Source organism: Synechococcus sp. H60.1 (assembly GCF_047462335.1).
Taxonomy (GTDB): domain Bacteria; phylum Cyanobacteriota; class Cyanobacteriia; order Thermostichales; family Thermostichaceae; genus Thermostichus.
In genome coordinates this window covers 19,847-37,020 of sequence record NZ_JANSJA010000094.1, presented here as the reverse complement: position 1 = coordinate 37,020, position 17,174 = coordinate 19,847, and the positions used below count along the sequence as shown (strand labels likewise).

Below are 17,174 nucleotides of genomic sequence, written 5' to 3'. Positions count from 1 at the left end.
CCCTCGCAAATGGGTCTTGCATTCCTTGCCCCGCTTGGGTTTAATAGGGGTAGAGGTTCCCCCTTCGGGGGGATCCCTAGAAATTGGAAACACGAGGGTGTCGTCCGACAAGCCCTTGACCAGGAAGGTGGTTCCCCCTTCGGGGGGATCCCTAGAAATTGGAAACTAGCCTTAGCAGCCTTTGCCGACTTGGGCGACTGTGGAGCGGTTCCCCCTTCGGGGGGATCCCTAGAAATTGGAAACATAAACCGTCAGACAAGACGTAAAAATCCACACTGTGACGGCGGTTCCCCCTTCGGGGGGATCCCTAGAAATTGGAAACGCTCTGGATAGAAACCCCTTCCTGCCGGGCTGGCGGGGCGGTTCCCCCTTCGGGGGGATCCCTAGAAATTGGAAACCGAACGCTACCTCGCGTTCTTCCTGCGTCAGCTCCCAGCGGGGTTCCCCCTTCGGGGGGATCCCTAGAAATTGGAAACCCGTAGGCGTCGGCGAACGCCCTTAGCCCGTGAATGGCCGGTTCCCCCTTCGGGGGGATCCCTAGAAATTGGAAACTTAGCAGCAGCAGCACCATCGAGTCATCCAGACACTGCGCTGGTTCCCCCTTCGGGGGGATCCCTAGAAATTGGAAACGTCTGGGTGTTGCCGCACCGGGGACATGGTGGACGGTCGCGGTTCCCCCTTCGGGGGGATCCCTAGAAATTGGAAACGCAACCGGCACAACCAGTCCATCCCCTGCCGGTAGGCCTCGGGGATGTTCCCCCTTCGGGGGGATCCCTAGAAATTGGAAACTGTGTTGTACGAAGAGGCTGACGCCCTTCGTATGAGTGTTCCCCCTTCGGGGGGATCCCTAGAAATTGGAAACTTCATCAGCAGCACCTCGGCTGCCTGACTACTTAGAAGTTCCCCCTTCGGGGGGATCCCTAGAAATTGGAAACCCCAAGTTCAACCGAAGCCGGACATACCGACTCAAGGCAGTCGAGTTCCCCCTTCGGGGGGATCCCTAGAAATTGGAAACCTGTGGCCCAGTCGTCTGAGTTCACATAGACGAGGGTGTCGTGTTCCCCCTTCGGGGGGATCCCTAGAAATTGGAAACCTGAACGAGCAGGAGCAAGCCCGCCTGGTGGCACTGTTCCCCCTTCGGGGGGATCCCTAGAAATTGGAAACCGTAAGGAGTCAATAACCCGGGAATTGATGAAGCTGCGTTCCCCCTTCGGGGGGATCCCTAGAAATTGGAAACGTTCCCAGGGGGTGATGCGGGCCGGGTGCCCGCGGGAGTTGTTCCCCCTTCGGGGGGATCCCTAGAAATTGGAAACCTCTGGCACCCGACCTACACCCTTGAGAACGTAGTCGAAGTTCCCCCTTCGGGGGGATCCCTAGAAATTGGAAACCGCCGCCCAGAGCTCCTCCAGATCCCGGTCCACCTGGTTCCCCCTTCGGGGGGATCCCTAGAAATTGGAAACTTTCCTATGAGCTTTAACCGCTGCTCGGGCTTGAGTTGTTGCGTTCCCCCTTCGGGGGGATCCCTAGAAATTGGAAACTCCTCATCAGGCTCTCTCAGGGAGAGCCGAATGTTGTTCCCCCTTCGGGGGGATCCCTAGAAATTGGAAATGCCCCCGGCAACTACATTGCCGGCATCCACGAGACACACCTGGAGTTCCCCCTTCGGGGGGATCCCTAGAAATTGGAAATTACCGCTGGCGGAGCAGGAAGGGGAAGCGGAGCCGGAACGTTCCCCCTTCGGGGGGATCCCTAGAAATTGGAAACCTGCAGCCCGTCGCCGCTTTGGTGACGAGGAAGGCCGGTTCCCCCTTCGGGGGGATCCCTAGAAATTGGAAACATCCCCGTAGCTCCCGCAGTCCAGTTGCTCTGTACCGGTGTTCCCCCTTCGGGGGGATCCCTAGAAATTGGAAACTTGAGCATAGGGAGTGACCAGTAGCCAACTGGCTGACTAACGCGGTTCCCCCTTCGGGGGGATCCCTAGAAATTGGAAACCGCCCTCAGATCCATGGACTCCATTCGCATACAGAGCTCCCAAAGTTCCCCCTTCGGGGGGATCCCTAGAAATTGGAAACCATAGTTGTGGGTGAGGGTGGTGAACGACAAGTCCAGTTCCCCCTTCGGGGGGATCCCTAGAAATTGGAAACTTTCTGCAGCGCGAACGCTACCTCGCGTTCGGCTTGCTCAATCGTTCTCCCTTCGGGGGGATCCCTAGAAATTGGAAACCTTCTCGGGCTGTGGAAGCATGAGCCCGAGGGGGTTGCCGTTCCCCCTTCGGGGGGATCCCTAGAAATTGGAAACACAAACCCAATCCCGCAGCTCTTCTTCGCTGCTGGCTTCAGGTTCCCCCTTCGGGGGGATCCCTAGAAATTGGAAACTCCCGATTCCCAGGGCAATTCTCAGGAGCTCACTAAGTTCCCCCTTCGGGGGGATCCCTAGAAATTGGAAACGCCAGAGTTATCAAATACAGAGCGGTGGGGCATCCCGTTCTTAAGTTCCCCCTTCGGGGGGATCCCTAGAAATTGGAAACTTCCCATAATCGAACTCTTGATATGGAATGTAGATCTTTCCATTTTGTTCCCCCTTCGGGGGGATCCCTAGAAATTGGAAACACCTCAACGAGGTAGCAGTTGTTAAGGCTGGTGAACAGTTCCCCCTTCGGGGGGATCCCTAGAAATTGGAAACAAAGGCTTTAGAACTTCTACAGCCTTCACTAAGGCGTCTAAAACGGTTCCCCTTCGGGGGGATCCCTAGAAATTGGAAACGCCACGTTTTGTCCATGTGGCAATACACCACTAAAACCCTGGGTTCCCCTTCGGGGGGATCCCTAGAGAGTGGAAACTAAGAGCAACAAACAAAAGCCCCCGCGTTGGCGGGGGCTACTTCTTGGAGGGATCCCTAGGAATTGGAAAGGTCTACAGCTACCCGGTGGGCGCAGGCAAACCCGGAGAAGGCGACGGCGTTGAGGCCTTGACCGGGGAAGGTGCTATCGCCCACGCAGTAGAGGTTGGGAATGGCGGTGCGGTTGAAGGGCATGCCCAAGAGGCCCCAGGGAGTGCCGCGAGGGATGGGGCCGTAGGTGCCGTTGACGCGGCCCAAGAAGCGGCGGTGGGTGCGGGGAGTGCCCACCTCCAGCAGCTCAATGTGGGATCCCAGCTCTGGCCAGAGGGCCTCCAGGCGGCGGATAAGGCGTTTGGCTGCCGCTTGTTTTTGCTGCCGGTACTGCTCCGGGCCCAAGCCCTGCCAGGTCTGCATCCAACTGGGGGTAAAAGCGTGGACGATGTGGCAGCCCGGCGGGGCCAGCTCCGGATCCAAGAGGGTGGGAATAGAGACAAAGATCGTGCCCTGCTCCGCCTCCAGGTCTTGCCAATCTTCTAGAAGAATGTGGTGACAGTAGCGCTCGCCAGCCAGGGCCTCAGCCCGCACCCCCAGGTGCAAGCTTAAGAAACTGGGGGATTGCTGATAGCGGCTCTGCCAGCGCCGCTCCGCCGCCAGCAGGGATCCAGGCCAGAGGCGCTCAAAGGTATCCCAGCGGGTGGCATTGGAGATGATCTTGCGGGCAAAGAGCTTTTCCCCTCTGGAGAGCTCGACGCCCACGGCGCGGCCCCGTTCTTCCAAAATCCGCCGCACTGGCGCCCCGTAGCGGATTTGCCCCCCACAGGCCTCTAGCCCCTGGGCCAACTTCTGGGCAATCTGCCCCACCCCTCCCTTGGGGTAGTTGACGCCGCCGTAGTGGCGATCACAAAACACCATGCCGGCGTTGATCATGGGCGTGCGATCTGCCGGCACCACCGACCAGCAGTAGCACTCCATATCCACAAAGCGCCGCAGCGCCGGATCCCGTAGGTAGCGCCGCGCCACCTGGCCCACATTCACCGGCAAGTAGCGGGCCAAGGTCAGGCAGGCGCGGGGGTTACCGACAAAAGAGCGCCAGAGATAGCCCCACTCCTCCAAAGAGAGGAGCTCCATGGCGTTGAGGCTGTTGAAGATAGGCCAGAAGCTGTCGTAGAAGCGGCGGATGCTGCCCGCTTCTTGAGGGAAATAGCTGGCTAGCTCCTGCAAAAACTGCTCGTAGTCCCGGTGCACACGCGGGCTAAGCCCCTGGGGCAGGTGGTAGGCAATCTGCACCGGGTCAGGGATGGATTCCAAAGACTGGCCCACAGCAGCCAGGGCGCGGGTGAGCAAGTTGGTGGTACCTTGAGTGCCCAGGCCAAAGATCATGGAAGCCCCGACATCAAAGCGGTAGATCCCGTTGCCGTTGGGATCCGGACGCTCGAAGTAGCCAGCGCTGCCACCAGGAATGAGGTATTTTTCCAACACCAACACCTGGTAGCCTTTGGCCGCCAACTGGGTGGCCGCCACCAGCCCGCCGATCCCAGCGCCGATGACAATGACATCCCAAACAGAAGAGGGAGAAGCGGGAGTGGCTGTAGCCTGAGGTCGAGAAGAGAGCGTTTGAGTCAAGGGATCCTTACTAGTGCAATGCCAGTATCTCAACCTAGCAGAGCTTGCCAGCAAGCGGCGCAGGGCACTTGGGCAATCCCTTGGAGCTCGCAACGATTCAGAGCAGGTCTTTGAGGCCGCGGCTGCCAGCATAGCGGCTGTAGGCGTAGATTAACCCCAGGCTTAGCCCAGTTACCAGAAAGCTAAGGGCCGCTCCAAAGGGGTAGTCCAGGCTGGCGCCAAACTGCATCTGAATGACATTGCCAATTAGCAGGGTCTTGCTGCCCCCCAGCAAGTCCGGTACCACGAACATGCCCAGCGCTGGGATGGCCACCAGGATCAAGCCCGCCGCCAGCCCCGGCAGCGTTTGGGGAAAAAGCACCCACCAGAAGACCTGCCAGCCGTTGGCGTAGAGATCCCGGGCTGCCTCCGCCAGGCGCCAGTCAATGCGCTCCACTGCGGTGTAGAGAGGCAAGACCATGTAGGGCAAAAAGGTATAGACCATGCCCAGGTACACGGCCAGCCAGCTGGGGTAGAGAGCCGTCTGCGGTGGGATCCAGCCTAGCCAGGCGGCCAGGCGAGCTGGCCACCCTTCTGGCGCCAACACCACCATCCAGGCGTAGGTGCGAATCACTAGGTTAATCCAAAAGGGCACCACCACCAGCGTCAGCAGGAGATCCCGCTGCTGGGGCGGGTGGGCGGCAATAAAGAAAGCTAGGGGATAGGCCAGGAGCACACAAAAGAAGGTGGTGACGGCCGCCACCACCAGGCTGCGACCCAGGATCTGCCAGTAAATGGGCGTCCACCCCAGGGGGCCGTAGCCGAGAATGCGCAGGTAGTTGGCCAGCGTCAGGGGCAGTCCCACCTGGCCAAACTCGCCGCGGCTGAGAAAGCTGCAGGCCAAGAGCAGCAGTCCCGGCAGCACCAAAAACACCACCACCCACAGCACCCCCGGCCCGGCAAAGATGAGGCTGTGCAGCAGCTCCTGCCAGGGGGAGAGCAATTCCCCGGCGCGCACCTGGGCACGCTGGCCAGAAGAAGGGATCCCTGGCCATCTCAGCATGGGGGATCCTCCTGCCGGGGATCCGGCCGCAGGCGCACCAGGCTCTTGGGGGGCAGGTGGGCCACCAGCGCCTCGCCGATCTCAAACCCCGCCTCCTCAATATCCGTGTTGAGGGCGGTGGCCTTGAGCTGCTGTCCATTGGCCGTCTGCAGCAAGTACTGGTTCTCCGCCCCGGTGTAGATGAGGTTTTCCACCCGCACCGGCACTTGGTTGGGCAGCAGATCCCAGCCGCTACGGGAAAGCTGAATCTTTTCTGGGCGGATGGCCAACTGCACCGGCTCCAAGTTGGGCTGGATCCCGGGCACTTTGAGCTTGCCTAGGGGCGTATCCACGCAGTCTGTGCCACAGGCGATCCCTTGGATAAGGTTGCTGGCTCCCAGAAAGTCCGCCACAAAGGCAGTTGCCGGCCGCTCGTACACCTCGTCAATGGGGCCGACTTGCTCAATGCGTCCGGTCCGCATCACCGCCACCCGGTCGCTGGTGACCAAGGCCTCCTCCTGGTCGTGGGTAACGAAAATAAACGTCATGCCCAGGCGGCGCTGCAATTCGCACAACTGCACCTGAAGCTGCTTGCGCAACTTAGCATCCAACGCCGAGAGCGGCTCATCCAATAGCAGCACCTCCGGCTCATTGACCAAGGCGCGGGCCAGGGCCACCCGCTGCTGCTGCCCCCCGGAGAGTTCCTGGGGCTTGCGCTTAGCCAGATCCCCGATCTCCACCAATTCCAGGGCAGCGGCCACCCGCTTGTGCAGGGCCTCCCCTCGCACCCCCCGCATGCGCAGGCCAAAGGCGACGTTTTCCTCCACCGTCATAAAGGGAAAAAGGGCATAGCTCTGAAACACGGTGTTGACATTGCGCTTGTGGGCGGGCAGGTGGCTTACGGGGCGCCCGCGGATCACTACCTCGCCAGCATCGGCCATTTCCAGGCCAGCGATGATGCGTAGCAAAGTGGTCTTGCCGCAGCCAGAGGGGCCCAATAGGCCAAAAAACTCGCCTCGCCGAATCTGCAAGGTGATGCCATCGAGAGCCACGAAGTTGCCAAAGCGCTTGCGAATCCCCTTGAGCTCCACATCCCAGTCAGGATTCTGGGAAAGGCCAGCACTGATGCCTGCCATCGCGGTTAACAGCCTTGCACTACTCTTAACCCAGTATGCAGGTTTGCGGTGCAGGGGGGTGGGCAGGCGGGCGCCCTACAGCCATTCCGCCTCCGGCGTTTCTTCCCCTGCTTGCTCCTGGGCCCCCCAGACCCAAGCGGTGAGGTCCTGGGCAGGGATCCCTTGCGGCATGAGCCCGTGGCAGCGGGAGCAAAACAGACAACTGGCACAGCGTTCACCGTAGGGGATCCCGGGAAAGTCCTGCGCCTCCAGTTGCCGCAGACGGGCCAGGGTGGCCTTGAGGTGGGCCAGATCCCGCTCGTAGGCGGCGGCGCTGTAGCGCAGCTGAAAAGGCTGCTGCGGGTGTTGCACATACCAAAAGGTTAGTTGCACCTGCTCCGGCTGGAAGGGGACTTCCAGGGGCAGTTGATCGGCCACCCCACACAGCAGCAGCGGGTAGAGGCGCACCTGCCAGTCCTGGGCCAACTGTTCGTCGGGGGGGCGCTGCCGCTCCGTCTTCCAATCCACAATGTGCAGGGATCCCGGGGCAATCACCAGCCGATCCAGGCGGGCAGTGAGGTTAAACCCCTCTATGCGCTGCCAGAGGGGCAATTCGGCCAACACCCGCCCCTGCGGATGGGCATGAGGACTGGCCAAGAACACCTGCCACCACTGGCGTACTGTCTCGTCCAAGGCAGACAAGCGCGGCTCCACCTGCCGCCCGCGGCTGTACCACTCCACCAGGCGGTGGAACTGCTGGCCTCGCCGTTGTTCTGCTTCGTGCTCAAAGGCATTGGCTGCAGGCCAGAGGAGCCGCTCTAGGTACACGTAGCAAAACAAGCGGGGGCAGTAGTCCAATAGCGATAGAGCCGAAGCCGAGAGGTTGACCTGCTCAAGCCCCAACCTCAGCGAGGAAAGAGCGGAAGGGATCCCGGACATGGACCAAGACGAGAAGTTCATGACGATTCGAGGGGACTGCAATTGGGTCGGCTGCCAGGACAAAGAATGGCCTCTAGAAAGGGATAGAATTAAACTCAGGCTGGCGCTAGAGGTTTTGGTTTTTGGCCACTAGCGCCTGAGCCTTGGCAAACCGTCTTGAGAGCGAGGAAAAGGCCGTGGAGCTAGCTGAGATCGAGGAGTTGATGAACAAAGCAGTGCAGGCCACCCAGCGCTCCTTTAACACGGTGCGCACCGGGCGGGCCAATGCCAGCCTGCTGGATCGCGTTCAAGTAGAGTACTACGGCGTTCCCACTCCCCTGAAGGCGCTAGCCAGCATTACCACTCCAGATGCCAGCACTCTCTTGATCCAGCCTTTTGATCCCTCGACCCTGGCGGCAATTGAGCGGGCCATCGTCGCCTCCGACCTGGGCCTAACCCCCAGCAACGACGGCAAGGTGGTGCGCCTCAACATCCCTCCTCTAACAGAAGAGCGCCGCAAAGAGCTGAGCAAACAGGTGGCCAAGCTGGCCGAAGAGGGCCGGGTTTCTATTCGCAACATTCGCCGCGACGCCATTGACGCGGTGCGCAAGCAGGAGAAAAACGGCGAGATCTCCGAAGACGAATCCAAGAGTCGCCAAGAAGAGATCCAAAAATTGACCGACCGCTATGTCAAGAAGATTGACGAGCTGCTGGCAGAGAAAGAAAAGGAACTAACTACGCTCTAGGACTTGCAGCAGCGCTTTCCCTCGATCCCTATAGCCAGAGTTTGGCTTCGATCAGGAGGGGGAGGGCGGGCTTGTAGCATGAATCTTATCCTGTGTCATCAAGCGGCAGATTTTGACACCCTGGGGGCGGCGGTGGGCGCAGCCCGGCTCTATCCAGGTGCTCGTATTGCCTTGACCGGCGGATCCCTGCCGGGGGTGCAGGAGTTCTTGGCCCTCTACCGGGACGAGTTTCCCCTCATCGAGCTGCGCTCGGTGGATCCCCGCCAGGTGCAGCGCTGGATCCTGGTAGATTGCCACGATCCGGATCGCCTGGGCAAGGCCGCTGCATGGTTGAGCGCACCCGGGACGCAGATCGAGATCTTTGACCACCATGTCGGGGATCCGCCAACCCCGCCCGAGCGCCTGTGGCCCCAGCAGCAAGTTAGCGCTCACATTGAGGCGGTGGGATCCACCTGTACCCTCCTAGTGGAGCGGCTACAGGCGGCTGGGATCCGCCTCAGCCCCTTTGAGCGGCTGGCCCTGGCTTTGGGCATCCACATGGACACGGGATCCCTGACCTTCCCGGAAACCACGGCCCGCGACGCTGCCGCCCTCACCTGGCTGTTGCAGCAGGGGGTAAACCTGGTGTTGTTGCGGCGCTTCTTGGGGGATGGCCTTACCCCCTTGATGCAGGAGCTGCTGAGTCAGGGGTTGGCCCAGATGCAGGTGGAGGAGGTGGGGGAGTACCGCCTGGGAATGTGGCTGCTGGAGTTGCCGGAGTTTGTGCCCGGCTTGGCCGGCCTGGTGATGCGGCTGATGGAGCTGACAGGGGTGGATGTGCTGCTCTTGGTGGCACGGCAAGGGGAGCGGCTCAGCCTCATCGGGCGGGCACGGCAGGAGTTTGTCCAACTGGGCCAGGTGATGGCCCGCTACGGCGGCGGGGGCCACGACTGCGCGGCAGCAGCTACCCTAAAAGCCTCCCCAGGCCAGCCCTTGCCCGATCCAGCCCAGGTGCTGGCCGACCTCATCCAGGCAGTTAAAGAGCGGATCCCGCCGCCGGTGACGGCTAAGGATTTGATGTCCTCACCGGTGCGCACCATTCGGCCCGAGGTTACCATCCAGGAGGCGCAGCGGGTGCTGCTGCGCTACGGCCACTCTGGCCTGGTGGTGGTGGACGCCCAGGGCCGCCTGGTGGGGGTGATCTCGCGGCGGGACATTGACATTGCCCTGCACCACGGCTTTGGCCATGCCCCCGTCAAGGGCTACATGACCACGGATGTCAAGACCCTCTCCCCCGACACTCCGCTGGCGGAGATCCAGCGGCTGATGGTGCAGTGGGACATTGGCCGTCTGCCAGTGCTTCAGGATGGCCAATTGGTGGGCATTGTTACCCGCACCGACGTGTTGCGGCACCTGCACGAGCTGCCGGCCCTCTCGCCTCGCCTAGCTGTTCCTGCCCTCTCCTGTCCTCTGGATCTCACCTTTGCCGCTCTCTCGCCGCGGCACCGCCAGTTGCTAGAGGAAGCTGCCCGCCTTGCCGACGAAAAGGGTCTGCGGCTGTATCTGGTGGGGGGAGCGGTGCGGGATCTACTGCTGCACCAGTGGGGACGGCAGCCTCCCTCTCGCCTGGAGCGGCTAGATCTGGACTTGGTGGTGGACGGGCCTTACCCCGTGGCCGCCGATGGTACGGATCCGCCGGGCTGGGGGTTGATCTTGGGGAAGGCCCTCAAGCAGCACTTCCCCGAGGCGCGGTTGGAGATCCACGGCAAGTTCCAGACGGCAGCCCTGATCTGGCCAGGGGGCTTCTGTGTGGATATTGCCAGTGCCCGCACGGAGTTTTACCCCTACCCGGCTTCGCCACCTGAGGTGGCCATGGGATCCATCCAGCAAGATCTCTACCGGCGGGATTTTTCCATCAACGCCCTGGCCCTGCGCCTCAACGGCCCCCAGCGGGGTCAGTTGCTGGATTTTTTTGGCGGGCAAGCGGATTTGCAGCAGGGGATCATCCGCGCTCTCCACCCCAACAGCTTCATTGAGGATCCCACCCGCATCTACCGGGCGGTGCGCTTTGCTGTGCACCTGGGCTTTACGCTGGATCCGACCACCGAAGAGTGGATCCGCGCTGCTGTAGCCAGCGGCCTCCACGATGCCGTTGGCGGGGAGCGCCTCAAGCAGGAGCTGGCCTACATCCTCCGCTCCCAGGACTGGCCCTTGGCCTTTGAGCGGCTCTCGGCCTGGGGAGCCCTGCGCTGCATTCACCCCGATCTAACCTGGGAGCCTTCCCTGTGCCAGCGGCTGCAACGGGTTGGCCGCTGGGCCTATCACTTCCGCCGCCGCTACCCCGAGTTGGGATCCCAGGAGATCTGGCAACTGCGCCTGGAAGCTCTGCTTCTGGCGCTCCCCCAAGCGCCCCAGGTGGCAAGCCAGCTCCACCTCACCCAAGCAGGCATCGAACGCCTCAGCCATTTTCCCTCTTACCAAACCCTGCTGGCGCAACTGGCAAGCGGATCCCTATCCCCAGCTCAGGTGGTACAACGGCTGCAGAGGCTGCGCATCCCGGCGGTGATCCTGTTGGCTGGGCTCGCCGCTAAGCCGGCGCGGCGGCTGATCTGGCGCTACCTGCAGGAGTGGCATTGGGTGAAGCCGCTCCTCAACGGGCATGATTTGCGTTGCCTGGGCTACAAGCCGAGTCCTCTCTTTCAGGAGATTCTGGATCGCCTGCGCTGCCTCACCCTCAACGGCGAGCTCACCACTCGCGCTGAGGCAGAAGCCTGGCTGCGGGAACACTTCCCCTTGCCGCAAGCTCAGTCAAAGTAGCCAAAAGGGTAGAGGGGTTTCCATTTCTGGTAGGACGATCCCATTGCCAGATCGCTAGCCTAAGAGAAGGCTGTCTTGGAGGCATCCAATGCGGGTATTAAGACCTCGCTCTGCTGCCGAGGCAATCCCGCTGGTGGGCCCCATCCCCTCTCAGAGAAGGAGTTGCTGCGCGGCCAAGCCGGTTGCCTTTGCTCTACTGGCCATCCTTGCCGCTGGGATGGGATCCCCTGCCCAAGCCCAAGACCTGGGTCGGCTGCTGATCCACGGCCTGCAATGGCTGCAGGTGAGCCAGATGAACGATGCCCAAGAGGTGAGCTTGGGCCGCCAGATCGACCAGCAACTGAAAGCCCGCGGACAGATTCGCGTCAGTGCAGATCCCTATTGGGTGGAGCGGGTGAATCGCATCGGCCAGCGGCTGGCCGCCCACAGCGAACGCCCCAACTTGCCCTATACCTTTCAGGTGGTGGAGGATCCAGACATCAACGCCTTTGCCACGATGGGCGGTTTTGTTTACATCACCACTGGCGCCCTGGAAGCTGCCGACAACGACGACCAAATTGCCGCTGTCTTGGGCCACGAAATCGCCCATATCAGCGAACGTCACGGCCTTCAACAACTGCAGCAGGCTGCCGCCGCCCGCTTTGGCGCCCAATTCTTGGGACTCGATGACAACACCTTGGCTGCCCTAGCCCTGGAGCTGGGAGTACGCCGACCGCAAAGCCGCGAAAACGAGTTTGTCGCCGACGAAAAAGGTCTGTGGGCCACCTATCGCGCCGGCTTCGATCCCAGGGGCATGTCGCAATTTTTGGCCAAGTTGCAATTCCGTCCATCCCTGCCGGACTTCTTGCGTACCCATCCCCCCATCGCGGAGCGCATCGCCCGCCTCAACCAGCTTATCGCTGAGCACAGCATGGTCAGCCCTGCCGCCTATGGCTCCGGCGGCTCCACTTGGCCTTCGCAATCTCTCCCCCAAACCCAGCGCCCCGAAATTGAGATTCTGCCGCTGCTGCCGGTTTTGCCCTGAGTAGCCCGCTGGGATCCGTTTTTCCCCGTAGGGTGGAGATCGACACCTGGTGGGGAATGCTTCGCACCGCTGGCGCGAGCAGTAGGCAAGGGTAGTCTTGTAAGCTGAGAAAGAGCTCCCCACCTGCCCTGTACGCAGTTCATCTAAAGTGGGCCGTAGGACTGGCTAAGCTAGAAGGCATGGGAAAAACGTCAAGCACCAGAACGTGCCACACTGGATCCCATCTCTTCAACAGCGGCGCCCATGGATCCCTGTCTAATCCCTGTCAAGCTTCCCCACAGCTCCTACGACATTCTCATCCAGTCCCCCGCAGGTTCCGGCGGCCACAGCCTCAGCCAGTTGGGATCCCAGATGGGAGCTTTGGGGCTAGCCGGCAAGGTGCTGGTGGTGAGCCATCCGGGTATTGCCAAGCATTTTGCCGAAAAGTTGATGCAAGGGTTGCAACAAGCCGGGTTTGCCGCCCATCTTTTTCTGTTGCCCGCCGGCGAGCGCTACAAGACCCTGCGCTCCGTGGCCAAGATCTATGATGCTGCCTTGAGCTTTGGCCTGGAGCGCTCCTCCACCCTCGTGGCCTTAGGAGGCGGGGTAATCGGGGATATGGTGGGGTTTGCTGCCGCCACCTGGCTGCGCGGGATCCCTTGGGTGCAGGTGCCCACCTCGCTTTTGGCCATGGTGGATGCGGCCATTGGCGGCAAGACCGGCGTCAACCATCCCGGGGGGAAAAACCTAATTGGGGCCTTCTACCAGCCGCGCCTGGTGTGGATTGATCCAACGGTGTTGCAGACCTTGCCCCGGCGGGAGTTTACTTCAGCCCTAGCCGAAGTGATCAAGTACGGCGTCATCCAGGCTGCCGACCTGTTTGAGTTTTTGGAAGACCGGCCCAGGCTGAGCCGCTATGCCGACTTTGCTCCCGCAGATCTGCACTATCTGCTGCGCCGCTGTGCCGAGTGCAAAGCCTGGGTGGTACAACAAGACGAACGAGAGGGGGGCCTGCGAGCCATCCTCAACTACGGCCACACCCTCGGCCATGCCCTGGAAACTGTTACCGGCTACCGCCGCTACCTGCACGGGGAGGCGGTTGCCATTGGCATGGTGGCTGCGGGGGAGATCGCCCGTCGCCTGGGGTGGTGGAGCGCGACTGAGGCCGAGCGGCAGCGACGCCTTATCGAAAGGGCAGGGCTGCCCAGCCACTGGCCCGCCGGGATCCCTTGGGAGGCGGTGCTGCAGGCGCTGCAGGCAGACAAAAAAGTCAAGCAAGGGCGGATCCGCTTCGTTCTGCCCCGCCGGATTGGCCAAGCGGAGCTGACCGATCAAGTCGAGCTGGCGGATGTGCAGGCCGCTCTGGCCGCAATGACAGCAACCTCTTGAACCCTAGAATTAGGAAGACCTGAGGACAAGAAAGCATGGGACGGCAACAACGGGTAGCCATCTTGGGGGCCACAGGAGCCGTAGGAATGGAGCTGCTAAAGCTGCTGGAAGAGCGCCGCTTTCCGGTGGCAGAGCTGAAGCTGTTGGCCTCGCCCCGCTCGGCGGGCACCCACTTGACCTTCAAGGGAGAACGGATCCCGGTGGAGCCGGTTGCAGAAGCGTCCTTTCGGGGTCTGGACCTGGTCTTGGCCTCTGCCGGGGCAAGTGTTTCCAAAACTTGGGCCAAGACCATCGTCGAGGCAGGGGCAGTGCTAATTGACAACTCCAGCGCCTTCCGCCTGGATCCCGATGTCCCCCTGGTGGTGCCGGAGGTCAACCCCCAGGAAGCCTTTCGCCACCAGGGGATCCTCGCCAACCCCAACTGCACCACCATCCTAATGTGCGTGGCCATCTACCCGCTGCATCGCCACATCCCGCTGCGCCGCGTGGTGGCTGCCACCTACCAGTCCGCCAGCGGGGCCGGGGCCCGCGCCATGGTGGAGCTAGAGGAGCAAACCCGCGCCTACCTGCAAGGCCAACCGTTGCAGCCGCAGGTGTTCCCCTATCCCATTGCCTTCAACCTCTTCCTCCACAACAGCCCTCTGCAAGAAAACGGCTACTGCCAGGAAGAGATGAAGATGGTCAACGAGTCCCGCAAGATTATGGGATCCCCCCACCTACGGCTGACGGCTACCTGCGTGCGGGTACCGGTGCTGCGCACCCATGCCGAGGCCCTCAACCTGGAGTTCGAGCAGCCCTTTCCGGTGGAACAAGCCCGACAAATTCTGGCCCAGGCTCCGGGGGTGGTGCTTATCGAAGATTGGGAACGCAACCGCTTCCCCATGCCCATTGATGTAGCCGGCAAAGACGAAGTGGCCGTGGGCCGCCTCCGCCAGGACATCTCCGAGCCCAAAGCCCTAGAGCTGTGGCTGTGCGGGGATCAGATCCGCAAAGGAGCAGCCCTCAACGCCATTCAAATTGCCGAGCTGCTTTTGAAGGACTAACTGCAAGCTGAACACCTTTAGACGCTGTAATCGGCAACGCGTTTTCCGCAGGGGCGGCAGCTCAGTTCTAGAGAGCCTAGCACCAAGATGAGTTTATTGAAAGTGACGAAAAACATTGACACCCGGGTTGTCTGGTGCCTAGCAGGGTAACGAGCTCCAGAGCGGGGATCCGCCTACGACACTTGTGGGGAAGGTTGCAAGCTGCGCCTCAGCAGCCGGAGAGCCATCTTCAGCCGTCGAGGAGAAAGAGCCGGCGGATGGGGGAAAATTGAGAGGCATTGGGCCTTGACGGAGAGTGGCTTGTGCATCCAATTGCAACGGGATCCCTGGCCAGCCTTGTGGCCGGCTTGGCGACGGGGTTGGGGGCTTTGCCGGCGCTGTTTCTCCCCTCGCTCTCGGCGAGGGTGCAAGGGATCCTGCTGGGGTTTGGGGGTGGGGTGATGTTGGCCGCCACCTCGTTTTCGCTGCTGGTGCCGGGCACCGAGGCGGCGCTGGCACTGGGATATTCCCAGTTGGGGGCGGCCGTGGTGATGGTGGCGGGCCTGTTGCTGGGGGCGATCTTCCTGGAGAGTGCCCACCAGTTTCTTCCCCACGAGCACTTCTTTAAAGGGATCGAAGGGGAGAACCGCGCCCATCTAAAGCGGATCTGGCTTTTTATCATCGCCATTGCCCTGCACAACTTCCCAGAAGGCCTGGCGGTGGGGGTGGGGTTTGCCACTGGCCAAGTCGGCGATGGGTTGGTGCTGGCACTGGGGATCGGCCTGCAGAACATGCCGGAAGGGCTGGTGGTGGCCTTGTCGCTGGCAGGCCAGGGGTACTCGCGGCTATTTGCTTTTGCCATTGCCCTGCTGACCGGGCTGGTGGAGCCCATCGGCGGCATCCTGGGAGCGACAGTGGTTTCTCTGGCGCAGTCCTTGTTGCCCTGGGGCATGGCCTTTGCCGCCGGGGCAATGTTGTTTGTGATCTCGGATGAGATCATCCCTGAGTCGCACCGGCGGGGGTTGGAGCGGGAGGGCACCTTTGGCGTTCTCAGTGGGTTTGTGGTGATGCTGCTGCTGGATATTGCTCTGGGTTAAAAAGGGATCCTGTCCTGACCTGGGTCAAGTCTTGAGGCGAGGTTTTGATGCTGAGCAACGAGCCTTTTCTGTGGCGGGGATCAAGGGAGCACGCCTGCCTGCTGCTCCATGGGTTGGGGGGTGGCGTCTACGAGTTGCAGTGGCTGGCGGAGCGGCTGCTGGCAGCCGGCCTGACGGTGCAGGGGTTTAACTACCCTGGCCACGAGCGTCCAGCACCCCGCATGCCCCCTTCCCGCTGGACCGACTGGTACGGGCGGGTTTTGGAGCATTACCTAGCCCTGCGGCAGGAGTACCCGCGTGTTTCGCTGGTGGGGTTTTCCACCGGCTGCCTGCTGGCGTTGCACCTGGCCTTTGCCCATCCTGTCCACAAATTGGTGCTGCTGGCGCCGTTTTTTGCCATTCGCCACCACTGGTACTATCTCTTTCGCCCAGAGCAGTACCTCAACAGCCTGGGCTGGCTCTTGGAAGATGTCCCTCGCTTCCGCCTGCCGATTCGGGATGGCGATGCCCGCGCGCTGGCAGAAAAAGTGGCCTATTTTCACAGCTTCAATCTGACGGCAGTGCGCAGCGCCCTTGAGCTCATCGAGCGGGTCAGGGGGGAAGTAGCCAGCATCCAAGTTCCCACCCTTATCCTGCAACCGCGCCAAGATACGGTGGTGGATCCTGAACAAGCAGCGTGGCTTTATCAAGAACTGGGATCCGCACAGAAGAGCCTGCATTGGCTGGAGCACTCCGACCACATTCTCACGTTGGACTGTGAGCGGGAGACGGTGTTTGCCCAGGTCTGCGCCTTTCTCACCCAGGATCCCGCTCCAGCCGGATCAGCGTAACCCGTTGCCAGGCGCCGCCCTCGTCGTAGTCCCGCACCAGGCGCAGCAGGTGGCGGCCTTCCGGCCCTTCCGGAAACCAGCCTAGGCTGACGGAAAAGCGGCGATCCCGATGCAGGGTGGGGATGGGCAAGGGATCCGGCCCGCCAATCCACAGCCCCCCCGGCAAGGGAGCCCGGATCCCTGTTTCCTCTTCCCCCCAAAACTGAACTTCAGTTTCGCTGAGCAGGCTGTCAGTGGCAGAAAAGCTCTGGGCGATCCCCCGCCATCGCCCTTGCAGGGCCAGGCTTAGTTGCGCCTTGGTAAGTGAGGGAAAGTTGGCAGCAAGATCCAGCGCTTGGCCGCGCTGCTCCAAGATGACAGTCACCCCCACCAAGCGGCCCTGGGCGTCCCACTGTTGCACCAGCCGCGCCTTGCAATCCCCCCAGAGGAAGCCCTGCTCGACGGCAAAATCGCCAAATGGTGCCAATTGCAGCCGCCCGTTGGAAAAGGAGCCATCAGGGAAAAAGCGCAAGCCGGGCGAGAAATCCTGATAAACCCAGCTCTGGTGGCTTTCGGGGGTAGGGGATCCCTGCGGGGGATAGTAGGCATTGGTTTGGCGGATCCCGCCCAAATCCAAAGCTTCAAAGGTGATGAGGCTGCGCTTTTGGCCCACCAGCTCCCAACCATGAGCCGTGGGTCGGTAGTTGGAAAAGAGGCCCTGCCACGTTCCTAGGTGCAAAGCTAGACACTGTCTCTGGGTTTTCATAAAGCGATGGAACTGTTGCGGACGGGGAAGA

General features: G+C 61.4%; 12 protein-coding genes and 1 CRISPR repeat array. Of the genes, 7 read left to right on the top strand and 5 right to left on the bottom strand.

Annotation, left to right across the window (positions count from 1 at the left end; translation table 11 throughout):
* Positions 1 to 55: 55 nt before the first annotated feature.
* A CRISPR array of direct repeats spans positions 56 to 2,839; the repeat unit is 36 nt; unit sequence GTTCCCCCTTCGGGGGGATCCCTAGAAATTGGAAAC.
* 56 nt (positions 2,840 to 2,895) lie between these two features.
* From crtH to NW852_RS05150, 4 genes are all read right to left on the bottom strand, one after another.
* Positions 2,896 to 4,461 (bottom strand): carotenoid isomerase, encoded by a 1,566-nt coding sequence (gene crtH / locus NW852_RS05165; protein ID WP_414363959.1) that lies wholly within the window; start codon positions 4,459 to 4,461, stop codon positions 2,896 to 2,898.
* 97 nt (positions 4,462 to 4,558) lie between these two features.
* A complete protein-coding gene (locus NW852_RS05160; RefSeq protein ID WP_414426508.1) occupies positions 4,559 to 5,503 on the bottom strand; it encodes an ABC transporter permease in 945 nt (314 codons plus the stop codon).
* Entirely contained in the window at positions 5,497 to 6,618 is a 1,122-nt protein-coding gene (locus tag NW852_RS05155) for an ABC transporter ATP-binding protein (RefSeq protein WP_414371864.1), read from the bottom strand. Before NW852_RS05155 ends, NW852_RS05160 begins: the two co-directional genes overlap by 7 nt.
* 75 nt (positions 6,619 to 6,693) lie before the next feature.
* Positions 6,694 to 7,557, bottom strand: a complete 864-nt coding sequence (locus tag NW852_RS05150; protein WP_414371866.1) for a PD-(D/E)XK nuclease family protein — start codon at positions 7,555 to 7,557, stop codon at positions 6,694 to 6,696.
* Positions 7,558 to 7,712: 155 nt separating this feature from the next.
* Here NW852_RS05150 and frr point away from each other — a divergent pair, with 155 nt between their 5' ends.
* From frr to NW852_RS05115, 7 genes are all read left to right on the top strand, one after another.
* Positions 7,713 to 8,261, top strand: coding sequence for a ribosome recycling factor (frr, locus tag NW852_RS05145; RefSeq protein WP_414371898.1), 549 nt, complete (start codon positions 7,713 to 7,715; stop codon positions 8,259 to 8,261).
* A 78-nt stretch (positions 8,262 to 8,339) separates the two neighbouring features.
* Complete coding sequence (locus NW852_RS05140) at positions 8,340 to 11,057, top strand: CBS domain-containing protein (RefSeq protein WP_414426507.1); 2,718 nt, start codon at positions 8,340 to 8,342, stop codon at positions 11,055 to 11,057.
* An 88-nt stretch (positions 11,058 to 11,145) separates the two neighbouring features.
* Positions 11,146 to 12,081 (top strand): M48 family metallopeptidase, encoded by a 936-nt coding sequence (locus NW852_RS05135; RefSeq protein ID WP_414371870.1) that lies wholly within the window; start codon positions 11,146 to 11,148, stop codon positions 12,079 to 12,081.
* Between the two features lie 243 nt (positions 12,082 to 12,324).
* Positions 12,325 to 13,449 carry a 3-dehydroquinate synthase gene (gene aroB, locus NW852_RS05130; RefSeq protein ID WP_414371872.1) on the top strand — a complete coding sequence of 375 codons (1,125 nt, stop codon included), beginning with the start codon at positions 12,325 to 12,327 and terminating at the stop codon, positions 13,447 to 13,449.
* Between the two features lie 35 nt (positions 13,450 to 13,484).
* Positions 13,485 to 14,492 (top strand): aspartate-semialdehyde dehydrogenase, encoded by a 1,008-nt coding sequence (locus NW852_RS05125; RefSeq protein ID WP_414371874.1) that lies wholly within the window; start codon positions 13,485 to 13,487, stop codon positions 14,490 to 14,492.
* 302 nt (positions 14,493 to 14,794) lie between these two features.
* Positions 14,795 to 15,568, top strand: coding sequence for a ZIP family metal transporter (locus NW852_RS05120; protein WP_414371876.1), 774 nt, complete (start codon positions 14,795 to 14,797; stop codon positions 15,566 to 15,568).
* A 47-nt stretch (positions 15,569 to 15,615) separates the two neighbouring features.
* Positions 15,616 to 16,398, top strand: a complete 783-nt coding sequence (locus NW852_RS05115) for an alpha/beta hydrolase (protein ID WP_414426506.1) — start codon at positions 15,616 to 15,618, stop codon at positions 16,396 to 16,398.
* Here NW852_RS05115 and NW852_RS05110 read toward each other — a convergent pair.
* On the bottom strand, positions 16,364 to 17,143 hold the full coding sequence (locus NW852_RS05110) for a DUF3598 family protein (RefSeq protein WP_414371878.1): 780 nt from the start codon (positions 17,141 to 17,143) through the stop codon (positions 16,364 to 16,366). The two genes, NW852_RS05115 and NW852_RS05110, sit on opposite strands and share 35 nt — an antisense overlap.
* Between the last annotated feature and the right edge of the window lie 31 nt (positions 17,144 to 17,174).

Bases quoted from the DNA above. Each gene is read 5' to 3' on its own strand.
- NW852_RS05155 (WP_414371864.1), bottom strand. From the start codon at position 6,618: ATGGCAGGCATCAGTGCTGGCCTTTCCCAGAATCCTGACTGGGATGTG.
- NW852_RS05110 (WP_414371878.1), bottom strand. From the start codon at position 17,143: ATGAAAACCCAGAGACAGTGTCTAGCTTTGCACCTAGGAACGTGGCAG.
- NW852_RS05140 (WP_414426507.1), top strand. From the start codon at position 8,340: ATGAATCTTATCCTGTGTCATCAAGCGGCAGATTTTGACACCCTGGGG.
- aroB (WP_414371872.1), top strand. From the start codon at position 12,325: ATGGATCCCTGTCTAATCCCTGTCAAGCTTCCCCACAGCTCCTACGAC.
- NW852_RS05125 (WP_414371874.1), top strand. From the start codon at position 13,485: ATGGGACGGCAACAACGGGTAGCCATCTTGGGGGCCACAGGAGCCGTA.
- NW852_RS05115 (WP_414426506.1), top strand. From the start codon at position 15,616: ATGCTGAGCAACGAGCCTTTTCTGTGGCGGGGATCAAGGGAGCACGCC.
- NW852_RS05160 (WP_414426508.1), bottom strand. From the start codon at position 5,503: ATGCTGAGATGGCCAGGGATCCCTTCTTCTGGCCAGCGTGCCCAGGTG.
- NW852_RS05135 (WP_414371870.1), top strand. From the start codon at position 11,146: ATGCGGGTATTAAGACCTCGCTCTGCTGCCGAGGCAATCCCGCTGGTG.
- NW852_RS05150 (WP_414371866.1), bottom strand. From the start codon at position 7,557: ATGAACTTCTCGTCTTGGTCCATGTCCGGGATCCCTTCCGCTCTTTCC.